Source organism: Acinetobacter lanii, from assembly GCF_011578285.1.
In the GTDB taxonomy this organism is placed as follows: Bacteria; Pseudomonadota; Gammaproteobacteria; order Pseudomonadales; family Moraxellaceae; genus Acinetobacter; species Acinetobacter lanii.
The window spans coordinates 128,269-144,579 of record NZ_CP049916.1 but is presented as its reverse complement, the minus strand read 5'-3'; the positions used below and the strand labels follow the sequence as shown (position 1 = coordinate 144,579).

Here is a 16,311-nt window from a genome sequence, read left to right as displayed (position 1 = left end):
TGAAAAATAGATAAAAAATCAGAGGGATTAAAAATGACAGAACATGAAAAAATAATCTCACCAGAAGATGAATATTTGGGCGCAGGAAAAAGTGTAGCCTACGGCTTACAACATGTGTTGACCATGTATGGCGGGATTATTGCACCGCCTTTAATTGTCGGCACGGCTGCCGGATTAAATGCGATGCAAATTGGTTTACTGATTGCAGCAGCATTGTTTGTGGGTGGTCTTGCCACGATTTTACAAACCATTGGCGTGAAATATATCGGGGCCAAACTGCCGTTGGTACAGGGCGTGTCTTTTGCCGGTGTGGCAACCATGGTCGCAATTGTCACCACGGGCGGTGGCTTACAAGCGGTCTATGGCGCAGTGATTGTTTCATCGCTGATTGGTTTTTTCTTGGCGCCTTATTTTTCTAAAATTATCCGTTTCTTCCCGCCTGTCGTGACCGGAAGTGTGATTACCATTATTGGACTATCGCTATTGCCTGTGGCGGTCCGCTGGATGATGGGCGGAAATAAAAATGCGGAAGACTGGGGCAGTTTTCATAACATTTGTTTGGCGCTGATGACGCTTGCGATTGTGATTGTTTTAAACCTATCCCGAAATGCTACCACTCGTCGTTTGTCTATTTTATTGGCGATCGTGATTGGGTCGATTTTGGCTTTTGCACTAGGGTTTGGCGATTTTAGTCAAGTATCCCAAGGCACATGGTTCCAAGTGCCGAGCTTATTTGCTTTTGGACTGCCCACTCTCGAATTGACTGCTATTTTATCGATGCTGATCGTCACTTTAGTGATCATGACTGAAACCACGGCAGACATTATTGCGGTGGGTGAAATTGTTGAAACCAAAGTCGATGCCAATCGTATTTCCAATGGTTTACGAGCCGATATGTTTTCAAGTGCAATCGCACCGGTTTTTGGTTCTTTCATGCAAAGTGCTTTTGCGCAAAATGTCGGTTTAGTTGCCATTACCGGCGTGAAAAGCCGTTTTGTGGTGGCTGCCGGTGGAATCATTTTGGTGATTTTAGGTTTACTGCCGGTGATGGGTCGTTTGATCGCTGCCATTCCTGTTCCGGTATTGGGTGGTGCAGGCTTAGTGTTATTTGGCACCGTGGCCGCAAGTGGGATTCGCACCTTAGCCAAAATTGATTATAACGACCAACGCAATCTGATCATTGTAGCGACGTCTATTGCTGCTGGGATGATTCCGATTATCGATCAAAGCTTTTACCATCATTTTCCAAAATGGGTACAAACACTTTTTCACTCCGGAATTAGCTCCACTTGCTTAATGGCTATGCTGATGAATATCCTGTTCTATCACTTTGATTTTGTTCAACCTAAACAAAAATTAGCCAACAAAGTTTTAATCAAAACCCAACATGAAATTTAACAAATGGTAAAATTTTCCAAATTATTATGCACTTAATTTGAATATTTTTAAAAATTTGGCTTTATTTTTGCTTAATTATCGGTATGATTTCAATCGCTTTCTCTGGGGATGTTTTATATGAAATTTACACAAGTTTTAGCTGCATGTGCGATTGGTTCTATAGCAGCAATGTCTCAAGCCAAGCCGATTTGGCAAGACTTCAGCGTATCTGGTTTATACGGTGAAAACTATGAATTGGGTACAGATGAACGCACCACGGTAACTTTAGAATATGCAGCAAAACTTAAGTATGGTGATGTATTCTTCTTCAATGACCATCTTTGGGATGACAATCACGACCAAAGTAATTATTTCGAGTTTTCACCACGTTTAAGCTTAGGTGCGGTATCTGGCAAAAAATTAGCATTCGGTCCAATTAAAGATGTGTTGATTGCGACGACTTGGGAATCGAATAACCAAGATGGTTTAAATTTTGATAATATTCTTTATGGTATTGGCTTTGATTTGGCCATTCCTAAGTTCCAATATGCATCGATTAACTTCTATAAAGCATCCAATGACAAAGTAAAAGATGATTACCAAATGACCATCACTTACGGTATCCCATTTACGCTTGGCGGTGAAGAATTCCTTGCGGATGCGTTCTTGGACTGGACCACTGCTGAAAATGAGCCCGGTCATAAGAGTGAATTGAACTGGACCAGTCAATATAAATGGAATGTGGGTAAACATATTTCTCCGGACACCAAGCTATATGTCGGTATCGAGCATTCACTTTGGAACAATAAATTTGGTTCAAACGTACGCCAAAACGATGTCAGTGCTTTAGTGAAATACCACTTCTAATAGCCAATATAAGCGGATTAAATTCTTTTTAAGCAAGGCGCATGCCTTGCTTTTTTTCACGTAAAATAACCATATACCCGTTTTTGATCTGCTGACCATGACCTTTAGCATCCGCCCTGCTGTACCCTGTGACTTGCAACGTATTCAAGAAATTTATAACCATGAGGTGTTGCATCAAGTTGCCAATTGGAATGATCAAGCCTTTGATGCAGCCCATTTTCAGCAATGGTTTGAAGACTTAAAATCGCAGAACTTTCCATTGTTCGTGGTGGTGGATGATGAACATCGACATATTGCAGGGTATGCAGATTATTCAAGCTTTCGAAGTATTGTTGGGTTTAAACACACTGTTGAACATTCGATTTTTATCGCGCCTGAATACGCACGTCGAGGCTTAGGCAAGGCACTGCTGCAACATCTGATTGATCATGCACGTGATCATGCGGTGCATGTGATGGTGGCGGCAATTGATCATGAGAATATTGGCTCGATCAAACTCCATGAAAAACTCGGCTTTCAGCATACGGGTTATATGCCACAAGTCGGTCAAAAATTTGGTCAATGGCGAGATTTGGTGTTGATGCAACTGAACTTTGATTGAGTTAAAACAGATGCTATCAGTCCATAAATGTAGCGAAAAAAACAGCATAAAAAAAAGGGCTGACGCCCTTCGCTGAGAATGAGATTAACGCTGAATTATTGTTATTATTTGATTAATTCTATTGAACAAATCATTGAGATCTCTGCATTTAGTCGAGCGGGTTACCGACAATATTACTGATAATCCCTTTCATGATATGCGGACCTTGTTCTTTCCTTAAGTCTGAATACCATTCTTGGGTCACCAACTCGTCTTTCATATGCGTCACATCACAGCGTTTACGCGCACGTAATACCATTTCACTGGTGCGTTCATTGCGTTTGTTTTGATAACGCTTGAGAGAGTCTTGAAGCCCCAAAGTATTGATCTGTAATGCTCGTGCCAGATAAATGGCATCTTCCATGGCTTGGCAACCACCCTGCCCAATGTCCGGTGTAGTGCTATGGGCTGCATCGCCGACAATCACCACCCGTCCTTTGTAAAAATCGGCAAAAGGTTCAATGTCGTGGATTTCTACACGATTGGTTTTTTGTGGGTCAATCCGGTCGATCAAGGTCTGTACCTGTGGACACCAGCCTTTAAAATATTCTTTGAGCTTGCTTTGATATTGACTGCGATCATTGTCCAAACCGACCGCCAATGGCACATCGAAGAAGAAATAGAAACGATTGTCTGCCACAGGCATGAGTGACGCCCGTTTTCCTTCTGCAACAAAAGTCGTCCACTGATCTGCTGGGGCTAAATCTTCGGCAATATCGACCAGTCCATTCCAATTGACATAGCCGGCATAACGGCGTTCAACCTGCTCGCCTAAGACATAAGCCCGTGTAATGGAATGGGTACCATCTGCCCCCACCAATAAATCTGCTTTGACTTGTGAGCCGTCAGCAAAATGTACCGTGACCGCTTCACCATTGTCCTGAAGTGCCACCATTTTTTTGCCGAGTTTAATATTGTCTCGACCAAATTCGTCCATCAACATGTTTTGTAATTCAGCACGTGATACCGGATAAGGACGTTGCCCAACTTCTTCAATCAAGGGATATAAGCTGAATTGGGTCATCACATCGCCTGTTAAGCCATCGACATAAGCCAGATTGTCCATTTGCCCACCCAGTTTCGCGACTTGTTCGGTCAGCCCTAAATAGTTCAGACATTTGACCCCATTTGACCACAATGAAATCGCAGCACCGACCGGTAAAATTTGCTCAGCTTGTTCAAAGATGGTGACTTGGTGTCCGAATTTTTTTAAGGCAATTCCTGTGGTTAACCCCCCCATACCTGCACCAATAATAGCAATCTCCATCTTTTTTACTCCTTCATTTTTAAATTAGTTCTTGTCGTTAAATAGCGAAAACCGTGCCATTTTTAATTTTGCGCAGGAAAATATTTTAAGTTGGCACATGCTGTGCATTTTAAAAGCGCTTAGTGCGTTGTTTTTGTGGCAAGTTCGACCCAAAAACTCACTGTTTTAGAACAAAACTCAAGATCAATTTAAAATTTGAAATGGAAGATCCAAATGGCAACATTATTTGCACCCGCTTTTGAAATCCCTGCACACATTCAGCAACTGACCAACCTCGCAGATACCCGAATTGGTGCAAAAGTCATTGAATGTTCAGATGAATTTTTTGCTGAAGCAAAACGCATGTTGCAATTTGATGCACCGATTTTTGTCGAAGATAAGTTTGATGATCATGGCAAATGGATGGATGGATGGGAGACGCGTCGTAAGCGCCATGCAGGCTATGACTGGGCCATTGTCAAACTTGGGGTTGCAGGAAAAATTAAAGCATTAGATATCGATACCACATTTTTCTCAGGCAATTATCCGGCTTCTGCTGCGCTCGAAGCCTGTTTTGCACCAAATGGTGACTTAAGCACTGTAGAATGGCACTCAATTTTACCCAATAGTATATTGGGGCCAAGTCAGCATCATCTTTTTGAGATTCAAGATGATGCAATCTATACCCATATTCGTTTAAAAATTTATCCAGATGGGGGGGTGGCACGTTTACGCGTTTATGGCGAAGTTAAACCGCAATTTCAAAATAGCACAGACATTCTTGATCTACTGGCCTTGGAAAATGGCGGTCGTGTGATTGCTTATAGCGATGCACATTTTGGACACCCACGTAATTTGATCAATCCGGGACGTGGCATCAATATGGGCGATGGTTGGGAAACCAAACGTCGTCGTGCACCCGGTTTTGATTGGTGTATTTTAGCTTTGGGACAAGCCGGCAAAATCGAGAAAATTGACATCGATACGGCACATTTCAAAGGCAACTACCCTGCAGAAGTGTCGATTCAAGCGATTTATATTGAAGATGCGACTGATCCACAACTGATTCCACAAAGTATGTTCTGGCCTTTCCTGTTAGACGCACAGCCGATGCAAATGGATCATATTCATAGCTTCATCAATGAAATTTTAGCGCATGAAAAGATCTCGTATATTCGAGTCAATATGATTCCTGACGGCGGTATTAGCCGTATTCGTTTATGGGGTAAAATTGCTTAATTTTGCATCTTTTTTTAAATAAATATGCGTGTATGGAATCGCTATGTTATGTTGAAGGTGATTCCATACATCACGATATTAGAAATAAAACATGAGTATGACCATTCAAATTCAAACACTTACACATGAAAATTTTGCACCTTTTGGCGAAGTTATCAGTTGTACAGGCAATGATTTTTTCCATATTAATGATGCGCACACTGAGCGTTATCACGCTTTGGTACAGACTGAAATTGTAGGCGAAGCACGTACAGGAATCAGTATTTTTAGAAACATCAAAACCACCACTATTCCTTTTCAGATTTCAATGTTAGAACGGCATCCGATTGGTTCGCAGGCCTTTATTCCGATGCAAGGGCAGCGTTTTTTGGTGGTGGTTGCACCCAGTTTAAATGCGGATGAACCTGATTTGTCTCAGCTTTGTGCTTTTATTACCGATGGAAAACAAGGGGTGAATTATCGGGCGGGAACATGGCATCATCCACTGCTTACTCTTGAGTCTCCAAGTGATTTTGCTGTGGTGGATCGTATTGGCGGTGGACATAATTGTGATGTATTTCAATTCCCAAATGCCATAGAGATCAAAGCTTAAAATCCTATAGACTGGATTGTATTTATCTTCATCTCCAACTATTTTGGATATAAGATCATTCAATCGAGTCAAACTATGAATAAAGTAATCTTCAGCTTAGGCCTGTTGGCTTTCAGTTCAGGCGCTTTTGCTGAGATGAGCTTTGAGCAAGAACTCCGTACTCAATGTAATAAAGTCAAAAGCAATGCCCTGCTAGGCAAGCAACTTTATGATCAGAAACACTATCAAAAAGCCTTGATTCCCTTTCAACAACAAGCAGCATGGTCATCCTTTTGTGACGTCAATCGTGAAGAAAGTGGCATCTCATTTTCTGAGCAAGCTATTAGCACCGCCTTTAATAATGTCGGGCTCACCTATGCCAAACTGGGGCAATATGGTTGGGCACGCTCGTGGTTTTCAGTTTTTCCTGAAATGAAAAGTACCCAGTTTAATTTGCGCCAACTGCCGAATCCCACAAAGTCTACAAGTTGGGTGGGCAAATATGTGCAGCATGCAGGATTTGGGCAATGGAATACCATCACGGTTAAACATATAAAAAATGCTTATGAGATTGAATTTAATGGACTCTATATGGGTGCACGAAGCTTAATCTATGGACCGAACATGGGTGAATTTAGTACACAAATGCCGCTGAAAAATACCCAAGCTTCATATCATTTAGATGACTGCAAAGTTGATTTGAAATTTGGTTTTGACGCTAAACAAGGTCAATTTGTTCAAGTCAAAGAAACCAACATCATGAGCTGTGGTTTTGGTCATAATGTTGCGGCACAGGGTACCTATTTAAGGGTGGAATAGATCTTTTAACTTTAGAGAGTCTGAGTGATTCTGCTGTTAGATTGGCAGTGGTCATAATTGTGATGTTTTTAGTTAGATCTCAATATTCAAATTTCTGAATAATGCACTATAAAGTCTAATTTTTATTCGATAGAATATTCTTAATTTATTCAAATAATTAGGAATATCTATGTCTAACTTTACTTGGGAATGTCCGTATTGCAATCATAAATGCTATATAACTCAAAATAATATTTCAAATGCGAGTAACACTTTTCACTTATCAAATAAATTTGAAAGACAATTATGCCTAAATACCTATGTAATTGTTTGTCCAAATACATCATGTGCTGAAGTCGTAATATCAGCTTCTTTACATAGAGATATTTCTCTATTCATGGGCGATTCTGCAATATTTAACTCTTCAACAGATTCACTATTGGAAAAGTGGCAATTGAGACCTTTCTCCCAAGCCAAAATTTTTCCTAGTTACATCCCTTTCCCTATTCTTAATGATTACGAAGAAGCATGTAAGATTCGAGATTTAAGCCCTAAAGCCTCAGCAACTTTAGCGCGTCGTTGTTTACAGGGAATATTACGCGATTTTTGGGAAGTCAAACCTGATAATCTCAATAAAGAAATTGATCAAATTGAAGAAAAAGTAGATCCTTTGATTTTCGATGCAATTAATGCAGTACGTCAACTTGGGAACATCGGTGCTCATATGGAAAAAAACATCAATTTGATCATTGATGTTGCCCCTGATGAAGCACAAAAACTCATTGAATTAATCGAATTATTATTAGAAGAATGGTATATCGCAAGGCATCGAAGACAAGAGCGATTACAAAGTATCAAAGCGATTAATGAGACAAAACAAGAAGAACGTAAAGCGACAAATTAAATCCCTCCAAACCTCCCTTTAAAAAAGGGAGGCTTTTCCCTCTCCCAAAGGGAGAGGAAGCTTTGATTAAATCGCCACTAAATCCTTAATCCCTTTCTCAGGCATTTCGCTACCCACACCTTGCGCCACCACCTGCCCACGTGCCATGACGGTATAAGCATCAGCAAGTTCTTCAGCAAAGTCATAGAACTGCTCAACCAGTACAATTGCCATTTCCCCCCCATCAGCAAGTTTACGAATCACCCGCCCGATGTCTTTAATGATAGATGGCTGAATGCCTTCCGTTGGTTCATCTAAAATAAGCACCCGAGGTTCAGATGCCAACGCACGAGCAATGGCTAACTGTTGTTGTTGACCACCCGATAAATCGCCCCCACGACGATGCTTCATTTCATCGAGCACAGGAAAAATTTCATAAAGATGCTCAGGCACTTTTTTAGTTTTCGCACCTTTAAATTTCGCCATCCCAATGAGGATATTCTCTTCTACGGATAAGGTTGAAAAAATATCGCGACCTTGGGGGACATAAGCCAAACCTGCACGAACACGCTGTTCAGGGCTCAGTTTTGAAATGTCTTGTCCATCCAATAAAATTTGACCTGATTTGATCGGTAAAATTCCCATGAGGCATTTTAAAAGCGTGGTTTTACCGACACCATTACGCCCCAAAACTACAGAGCATTCACCGACAGGGGCAGTGAAGGACACATCACGTAAAATATGACTGCCCCCATAAAACTGATTGACGTCTTTGACTTCTAACATGGTCTGCTCCTTAACGCCCTAAATACTTTTCAATTACATCTTCATTGGCTTGGACTTCCGCCAATGTGCCCTCAGCCAAAATCGCCCCCTGCGCAAGTACTGTGACTTTTTCACTGATGGCGTCGATAAAGCTCATGTCATGCTCCACCACCACCAAGGTGTGATTTTTCTTGAGCTCCAAACATAGTTCTGCGGTACGTTCCGTTTCAGCATCGGTCATACCTGCCACAGGTTCATCGAGCAGAATTAGCTTAGGTCGTTGCATGAGCAACATACCAATCTCTAGCCACTGCTTTTGACCATGTGACAGTAAGCCTGCAGGTTTATTCACGAATTCTTGCAGTCGAATTTGAGTCAAGGATTCATCTAAAGCCAGTTGTGCATCGGGATCGAGCTTAGAAAAAAAGCTTTTTTTGACCCGTTTATCTTTAGGCGCAGCAAGCAATAAATTTTCCATGACAGTGAAATTTTCAAACACGGTGGGCTTTTGGAATTTACGCCCAATGCCCGCTTCTGCAATTTGTTCAGTACTCATCTTGGCAAGATCATAGTTTTGACCAAAAAATGCGGTCCCTTCAGTCGGTCGGGTTTTGCCTGTAATCACATCCATCAAGGTGGTTTTGCCTGCACCATTGGGTCCAATGATGCAACGTAATTCACCCTCTTTGATGTAGAGAGACAAGTCATTCAAAGCACGAAAGGCATCAAACCACACGCTGACTTTTTCCAAATACAGCGCAATCCCATGGGTGAAATCCGGCCCAATTTCTTTCGGACGTCCATACGCTTCCTGTGCTTGACCCCCATGCGGTGCATGTAAACCTAAATCAGACATTTAGTTTTTCTCCTTCTTAAAGCGGTCAAACAAGCCAATCACCCCTTTCGGTAGGAAAATGGTTACTACAATAAATAACGCTCCTAAAATCAATAACCACGCTTCTGGATAGGCCACGGTGAAATAAGTTTTCACGCCATTAATCAGTCCTGCACCAAGAATTGGACCAATGAGCGTGCCACGTCCGCCTGCTGCGACCCACACCGCCATTTCAATCGAGTTAACAGGGTTCATTTCACTTGGATTGATAATCCCTGCTTGAGGGACATACAGCGCTCCTGCAATCCCTGCAATCACTGCTGAAAGCACCCATGCAGACAGCTTGTACCATAGGGTACGATAGCCCAAATATTGCAGACGGTTTTCACTGTCACGAATTGCACCGAGTACACGACCATAAGGTTTATTCATAAGATGACGCAAACCGATGAAGCTCAACATCAACACCAATGCGGTGATAAAGCACAATGTTGCACGCATGGAGGCCGAAGTAATGTCCATGCCCAAAATAGTTTTAAAACCCGTAAAACCATTGTTACCGCCAAAACCTGTTTCATTGCGGAAAAACAAGAGTGCTGCTGCAAAGGTCATGGCTTGAGTAATAATCGAGAAATACACGCCTTTGATTTTCGAGCGGAAAGCAAAGTAGCCAAAGATAAAGGCGATCAATCCAGGTGCGAGTACCACCAATGCCAATGCCCACCAGAGATGCTCTGTTCCAATCCAATACCAAGGCAGTTCAGTCCAACTGAGGAAACGCATAAAGTCAGGCAAACTTTCACCTGCTGACTCACGCATCAGATACATGCCAAAGGCATAACCACCCAAGGCAAAATACAAACCATGCCCAAGGCTTAAAATGCCTGCATAACCCCACACCAAATCAAGGGCTAAAGCCACCAAAGCCAAGCACATGATTTTGCCAATCAGCGTCACCCAATAAGCGGAGAGATGCAGTGCTGAATCCGCAGGTAACAGATGCAACCACGGTAAAATCAACATCACTGCAAAACAGAGTGCGATCAGCACCGCACTGTAGGGTTTATCCGATAATAAATGTGTAATCTTCATTCAGCTTACTCCACAAATCGACCTTTAATGGCGAATAAACCTTGTGGACGTTTTTGAATAAACAAAATCACAAGAACCAACAGTACAATTTTCGCAAGCACAGCACCGATTCCAATTTCAAGAACTGTGCCACTAATGCCTAGACCCAAGGCTGCCAGCACTGCACCCCAAACTTGTCCCACGCCACCGACCACGACCACCAAGAAAGCATCGATAATGTAGTTTTGCCCCAAGTCAGGGCCAACATTGCCCACTTGCGCCAAAGCACAGCCTGCAAGCCCTGCCAGTCCTGAACCTAAGCCAAAGGCCATCATGTCAATTCGGCTTGAACGAATCCCGACAGCGCGTGCCATTTGACGGTTTTGCGTGACCGCACGAACAAATAAACCAAAGCGAGTTTTATTCAGTAGATAAACCAAAAGAAGCAGTACTGCGACAGTGAATACAATGATGGCAATGCGGTTATAGGGCAGCATCAAACTTGGCGTAATTGAGATCCCACCGGATAGCCATGAGATATTCGATACTTCGACATTTTGCGCACCAAACAGCATACGCACCCCTTGCATCAGAATCAGACTCACCCCAAAAGTGGCCAGTAGCGTTTCAAGTTGACGACCATATAAAGGACGGATGATGACTCGTTCAATCAACATGCCAATTAAAGCACTGACTACAAATGCCGCAGGGATCGCGGCAATCAAGTACCAATCGTCATAGCCTGCTAAATGGGTTTTAAACAGTCCTTGAATCACATAGGTGGTATAAGCCCCAATCATGATCAATTCACCATGCGCCATGTTGATCACACCCAGCAGACCATAGGTAATCGCAAGGCCAAGTGCTGCCAACAGTAAAATACTCGCTGTACTGAGTCCTGAAAAGACGTGTCCGCTCCATTCACTCAACTGTAAACGGGTTTTAATACTGCCTTTAGCATCCAGTAATGCTGCTTTTAGATCGGGATGTAGATTCGGCTGTTCTAAACGCTGTTCAATCAGTGCCAAAACATCGGGACGATTCGATTGTTTGAGTATTTTCGTGGCTTGGATTTGGGTCAATACGTCTGAACTTGAAAAATCCATCCGTGCTTTGAGCTGTTCTAAGCGTGCTTTGACGTTGCTATTTTTTTCTTTTAAATACAGTGTATTGATGTCTTTTATATTTAGTTCATTGATATTATTTTCTAAAATATCAATCGCATCTAAACGCTGACGCGTGTCATCCGATTTCAGTTTGGCTTTGGCTTGTCCAAAACTCAGTGCCTTACGTAAGGTATTCACCAAAGTGACTTGATTCAAATCCGAAGGCCATGTTGCGACTGGCGTTTGCTCAGGATAACTCAGTAACGTGTCTTCGCTTTTTAAAATATAGGTTTGCCCTGAACCATCGCTATACAGTTCATTTTGGTCAATATAAGCCACCAACTGATCCAATTGTTCAATACTTGCCGGCCAGTTGTTGAGCATGGCACGACGCTGAGCAAATTCAGCTTGGACAAATTGCTGAATCGCATCGCCAGATGTCGTTAAAACTGTATTTGGTGCATTGATCGGTGATGCTGATTCAGGAGAAGTGGAAGTCTCTGCATATAAATGTTGCAGTAGAAAAATTTGAGTAATAATCAGTAGAATTATGGCGTAATTTATACGGCAAATCATGCGAAATCTCCCTATTGAGGGCAACATCCCTTTGCGGGAAAAAAGTACAAAAAAAAGCCTGCGATAAAACACCGCAGGCAAGCACAACTTATTTAGGAATATACGGGCTCCAAGGCTCCGCTTTGATTACAGTCGGTGTTTTATAGACCACATCAAATTGACCATCTGCACGAATTTCACCAATCATCACAGGTTTGTGTAAGTGATGGTTGGTTTCATCCATTTTCAAGGTATAGCCTGAAGGTGCAGCAAAAGTCTGACCTGCCATCGCTTCACGAACTTTATCAACATCAGTACTGCCCGCTTTTTCAACCGCTTGCTTCCACATATGGATACCGACATAGGTCGCTTCCATCGGGTCATTGGTCACCACTTTGGCTGCATTTGGAAGTTTGTATTCCACTGCAAATTGCTTGTATTTATCAATAAATTTGCTGTTAACTGGATTCTTCACCGACATGAAGTAGTTCCATGCCGCCAAATGACCGACCAGAGGTTTGGCATCAATACCACGCAGTTCTTCTTCCCCTACTGAGAATGCCATGACTGGAATATCTGAGGCTTTGATGCCTTGGTTACCTAATTCTCGGTAGAACGGTACATTGGAGTCACCATTGATCGTCGAAATCACCGCAGTCTTTTTCCCTGCTGAGAATTTCTTGATATTGCCGACTATGGTTTGATAGTTGCTGTGACTAAATGGCGTGTACTCTTCCATAATGTCTTTTTCATCAACGCCTTTAGACTTTAAGAAAGCACGCAAAATTTTGTTGGTGGTCCGTGGGTAAACATAGTCCGTACCAAGTAGAACAAAACGCTCTGCTTTGCCCCCCTCCTCACTCATCAAATATTCAACTGCAGGAATGGCCTGTTGGTTCGGTGCTGCTCCGGTATAGAAAATATTTTTAGACTGTTCCTGCCCTTCATATTGCACCGGATAGAACATTAAACCATTCAGTTCTTCCACCACCGGCAACACTGACTTACGTGATACTGAGGTCCATCCCCCAAAGATCACCGCTACTTTGTCTTGGGTCAGCAACTGACGGGCTTTTTCCGCAAATAATGGCCAATCCGATGCAGGGTCCACCACAATCGGTTCGAGCTTTTTACCCAGTACACCACCATTGGCATTGATCTCATTGATCGCCATCATTGCAGTGTCTTTCAGTGAGGTTTCTGAAATAGCCATTGTGCCTGAGAGTGAGTGCAGAATCCCGACCTTAATCGTGTCACCACTCGTAGCAGGGGCTTTCGCTTCAGGTTTCGCTTCAGCAGTTTTTTCCGTAGGCTTTGAACATCCGGTTAATGCAAGGCTCCCCATCATCGCCAATGCAACTACAGTTTTTGACAGTATTTTTTGTTGAAACATCGTTTTCATTCTCCACAGCGTTGGTCACGTTGAAATGCAGCGTTGTTTATTTTCTGTACTGAATTTCTGTACTAATTTTCTGTACTAGTTTTCTGTACTAGGCTATTCAATTTCTGTGCCAAGCCGATTGGAGCGAGCCTCTGAATACGTACGGATGAATCATTTAATTGATCAAAATGAGCCGTTTAAAAGCCTATAAAAATAAAAAAGGCCCGCGATATGCGAGCCGTTTCATCTAACAAAACAGATGAGCGATTAAACAATAATATCTGCCAAATTCCCTTTTTGTTCTAACCAATCCTTACGGTCACCGGAACGTTTTTTCGCCAACAATTTATCCAGTAAACCTGCGGTAAATTGCATATCATCTAAGTCCAATTGCACCAAACGACGGGTATTTGGATCAAGCGTGGTTTCACGCAGTTGACTGGCATTCATCTCGCCCAAACCTTTGAATCGGGTAATTTGTGGATTCTTGGTTTTGGTTTTTTTCAAAATGCCCTCAAGTTCCGCATCATCCAGCGCATAGTGCACATCTTTGGCGTCATCAATACGATACAGCGGTGGCATTGCCACATAAAGGTGCCCTTCTTCCACCAAGGTGCGGAAGTGCTTCACAAATAAAGCGCACAATAAAGTCGCAATATGCAAACCGTCTGAGTCGGCATCGGCCAAAATACAGATCTTGCCATAACGCAGTTCAGACAAATCGTCAGAACCCGGATCGACCCCAATCGCAATGGCAATATTATGCACTTCTTGAGAAGCCAACACTTCATCTGAAGACACTTCCCAAGTATTCAAAATCTTACCGCGAATTGGCATGATCGCTTGGAAATTCTTATCACGGGCTTGTTTGGCTGAACCACCTGCCGAATCACCCTCAACAATAAACAGTTCTGATTGATCTAGATCATGTCCCACACAATCCGACAATTTACCCGGTAAAGTCGGGCCTGAAACAATCTTTTTACGTTCAACTTTTTTCGCAGCTTTTAGACGACGACCCGCTTTGGCAATCACCAACTCGGCCAATTGCATTGCCACTTCAGAGTTTTGGTTCAGCCATAGTGCAAACGCATCCTTCGCAATGTTCTGTACCACACTCACCGCTTCACGGCTTGAAAGACGCTCTTTGGTCTGCCCTGAGAATTGTGGTTCTTGGAATTTGAGTGACAGAATATAGTTCACTCCATCCCAGACATCTTCGGCAGCCAATTTCAAATTACGCGGCAGCAGGTTACGCAGTTCACAGAACTCACGCATCGCATCGGTCACGCCTGAACGTAAGCCGTTCACATGCGTACCGCCCTGTGCCGTTGGAATCAAGTTCACATAAGACTCTTGAATCTGTTCGCCACCTTCAGCATTCCAACAAATGGCAAATTCCGCACTGGCACGTTCAGCATCACCTGTCGCCACAAAAGCAGGGCTTGGAAGAATTTCACGATCTTCCAATTCATCCATCAAATAGTCGACCAAACCATTTTCAAATTGCCATACGATTTTTTCATCGTTAATTTGATCGATATAAGTAATCTGCAAGCCGGCTGCTAAAACCGCTTTGGCTTTTAAATTATGTTTAAGTGCTTTTAATGCAAATTTTGGTGAGTCGAAATATTTGGCTTCAGGCCAAAAATGAACACGGGTGCCCGTGGCACGTTTCGGTGCTTTACCTTCAAGGACTTCAAGTGGGCCCACAGGCGCACCTTGCTCAAAAGCCATTTTGTAGAGGTTACCTTGACGCTGAACTTCAACTTCAACTCGAATCGATAGTGCATTCACCACCGAAATTCCCACCCCATGCAAACCGCCTGAAAATTGGTAGTTATCGGTGCTGAATTTACCACCGGCATGCAGTTTGGTCAGAATGATTTCGATCCCGCTTTGACCATATTCAGGGTGAATATCGACCGGCATCCCTCGACCGTTGTCTTCCACCGACAATGAACCATCTTTATAGACTGTGACCGTAATTTTGTTGGCGTGTCCTGCAAGTGCTTCATCGACCGAGTTATCAATGACCTCTTGCGCCAAATGGTTTGGGCGAGTGGTATCGGTATACATGCCGGGACGGCGACGTACCGGATCTAAACCAGATAAAACTTCAAGTGATTGAGCCGTATATTGAGACACGTTGTACTGTTTCCTTATTTTATGCAGTCCGATAAAAACTGATATGCCATTGGAATTTTGTCCGCGAAATCTTCCATCGCATGATTGCCCTTCGCCTCAGTGATGATTAAGGCGTGGCGCTCTCCCGCGCTATAATAACGCTGCGCTGCACGATAATCCAAAACTTCATCACCTTGTTGCAGCAGAACCAAAATTTTGTCTGCATCTTGCACAAATGGCACCGCCATTTCGGCTAACTGATCAAGTTGTGCATCATTCAAAGTCCAATCCTCGGTGACTTTTAGCGGAATAGCACTCGAACCGAACAACTCGCGAAACAGTTGCCATGGTCGCATAGCTGGATTAATTAAAACAGCAGGCACGCCATATTTTGCGACCAATTGTGTCGCATAAAAGCCACCTAAACTACTGCCGACCAAAGCGACCTGATCCAATGATTCAATCAATGCCGACATCTCTTGCAGCACAATGCACGGCGGTTGATTTAAATCCGGTAAATGCACCTGTACATTTTGGTCATGCACAAAATACTGCTTTAACTGTTGTCCTTTGATCGATAAAGCACTACTTTTAAAGCCATGCAGATAGATGATATTCATGAACGTTTCGTTTGCATTTGAAAATGATCTGCTTTAGTTTTAGTGTGAACTGAATCACAACTTTGTTTAAGTTTTGTACTTATGCAAGTATTGTCAGACAAAATAATTAGAACAGTTGCGTAATGGCGTTATCTTAAAAATGGTTCGGGAAGAACAACATAAGATAAATATAAAGGATTTTATACAATGATTAATGCCTAAAAGAAAGACTCCGGGCAGCATCATTTGGA

At 42.7% G+C, this 16,311-nt stretch carries 15 protein-coding genes; 7 read left to right on the top strand and 8 right to left on the bottom strand.

Annotated elements, in window-relative coordinates:
* Positions 1 to 33 precede the first annotated feature (33 nt).
* The 3 genes from G8D99_RS00670 (at position 34) to G8D99_RS00660 (ending at position 2,845) form a co-directional block, all read left to right on the top strand.
* Positions 34 to 1,398, top strand: a complete 1,365-nt coding sequence (locus G8D99_RS00670) for a nucleobase:cation symporter-2 family protein (protein ID WP_166321678.1) — start codon at positions 34 to 36, stop codon at positions 1,396 to 1,398.
* 117 nt (positions 1,399 to 1,515) lie between these two features.
* Positions 1,516 to 2,244, top strand: coding sequence for an outer membrane protein OmpK (locus G8D99_RS00665; protein WP_166321676.1), 729 nt, complete (start codon positions 1,516 to 1,518; stop codon positions 2,242 to 2,244).
* A 97-nt stretch (positions 2,245 to 2,341) separates the two neighbouring features.
* Positions 2,342 to 2,845, top strand: a complete 504-nt coding sequence (locus G8D99_RS00660) for a GNAT family N-acetyltransferase (protein ID WP_166321674.1) — start codon at positions 2,342 to 2,344, stop codon at positions 2,843 to 2,845.
* Between the two features lie 148 nt (positions 2,846 to 2,993).
* Here the strand turns inward: G8D99_RS00660 and hpxO are convergent, their stop codons facing one another.
* On the bottom strand, positions 2,994 to 4,151 hold the full coding sequence (gene hpxO, locus G8D99_RS00655; protein WP_166321672.1) for an FAD-dependent urate hydroxylase HpxO: 1,158 nt from the start codon (positions 4,149 to 4,151) through the stop codon (positions 2,994 to 2,996).
* Between the two features lie 213 nt (positions 4,152 to 4,364).
* Between hpxO and alc the strand changes: the two genes are divergently transcribed.
* The 4 genes from alc to G8D99_RS00635 all read left to right on the top strand — a co-directional run bounded on the left by alc (position 4,365) and on the right by G8D99_RS00635 (position 7,642).
* Positions 4,365 to 5,369, top strand: coding sequence for an allantoicase (gene alc, locus G8D99_RS00650; protein ID WP_166321670.1), 1,005 nt, complete (start codon positions 4,365 to 4,367; stop codon positions 5,367 to 5,369).
* Positions 5,370 to 5,460: 91 nt separating this feature from the next.
* Complete coding sequence (locus G8D99_RS00645; RefSeq protein ID WP_166321668.1) at positions 5,461 to 5,961, top strand: ureidoglycolate lyase; 501 nt, start codon at positions 5,461 to 5,463, stop codon at positions 5,959 to 5,961.
* A 75-nt stretch (positions 5,962 to 6,036) separates the two neighbouring features.
* Complete coding sequence (locus G8D99_RS00640) at positions 6,037 to 6,759, top strand: hypothetical protein (RefSeq protein ID WP_166321666.1); 723 nt, start codon at positions 6,037 to 6,039, stop codon at positions 6,757 to 6,759.
* Positions 6,760 to 6,928: 169 nt separating this feature from the next.
* Entirely contained in the window at positions 6,929 to 7,642 is a 714-nt protein-coding gene (locus tag G8D99_RS00635) for a DUF4145 domain-containing protein (RefSeq protein WP_166321664.1), read from the top strand.
* Between the two features lie 66 nt (positions 7,643 to 7,708).
* Here the strand turns inward: G8D99_RS00635 and urtE are convergent, their stop codons facing one another.
* The 7 genes from urtE to G8D99_RS00600 form a co-directional block, all read right to left on the bottom strand.
* Positions 7,709 to 8,407: an urea ABC transporter ATP-binding subunit UrtE gene (gene urtE, locus G8D99_RS00630; protein ID WP_166321662.1), complete on the bottom strand. Its 699-nt coding sequence runs from the start codon at positions 8,405 to 8,407 to the stop codon at positions 7,709 to 7,711.
* A 10-nt stretch (positions 8,408 to 8,417) separates the two neighbouring features.
* Positions 8,418 to 9,242 (bottom strand): urea ABC transporter ATP-binding protein UrtD, encoded by an 825-nt coding sequence (gene urtD / locus G8D99_RS00625; RefSeq protein WP_166321660.1) that lies wholly within the window; start codon positions 9,240 to 9,242, stop codon positions 8,418 to 8,420.
* The gene (gene urtC / locus G8D99_RS00620; protein WP_166321658.1) at positions 9,243 to 10,313 is read right to left on the bottom strand and encodes an urea ABC transporter permease subunit UrtC; all 1,071 of its coding nucleotides are present in this window, start codon (positions 10,311 to 10,313) and stop codon (positions 9,243 to 9,245) included. It abuts the gene before it with no gap.
* 5 nt (positions 10,314 to 10,318) lie between these two features.
* Complete coding sequence (gene urtB, locus G8D99_RS00615) at positions 10,319 to 11,974, bottom strand: urea ABC transporter permease subunit UrtB (RefSeq protein ID WP_166321656.1); 1,656 nt, start codon at positions 11,972 to 11,974, stop codon at positions 10,319 to 10,321.
* Positions 11,975 to 12,062: 88 nt separating this feature from the next.
* Positions 12,063 to 13,346, bottom strand: a complete 1,284-nt coding sequence (urtA, locus tag G8D99_RS00610; protein ID WP_166321654.1) for an urea ABC transporter substrate-binding protein — start codon at positions 13,344 to 13,346, stop codon at positions 12,063 to 12,065.
* Between the two features lie 255 nt (positions 13,347 to 13,601).
* Positions 13,602 to 15,482, bottom strand: coding sequence for a DNA topoisomerase IV subunit B (parE, locus tag G8D99_RS00605; protein ID WP_166321652.1), 1,881 nt, complete (start codon positions 15,480 to 15,482; stop codon positions 13,602 to 13,604).
* 14 nt (positions 15,483 to 15,496) lie between these two features.
* Positions 15,497 to 16,081: a YqiA/YcfP family alpha/beta fold hydrolase gene (locus G8D99_RS00600; RefSeq protein WP_166321650.1), complete on the bottom strand. Its 585-nt coding sequence runs from the start codon at positions 16,079 to 16,081 to the stop codon at positions 15,497 to 15,499.
* Between the last annotated feature and the right edge of the window lie 230 nt (positions 16,082 to 16,311).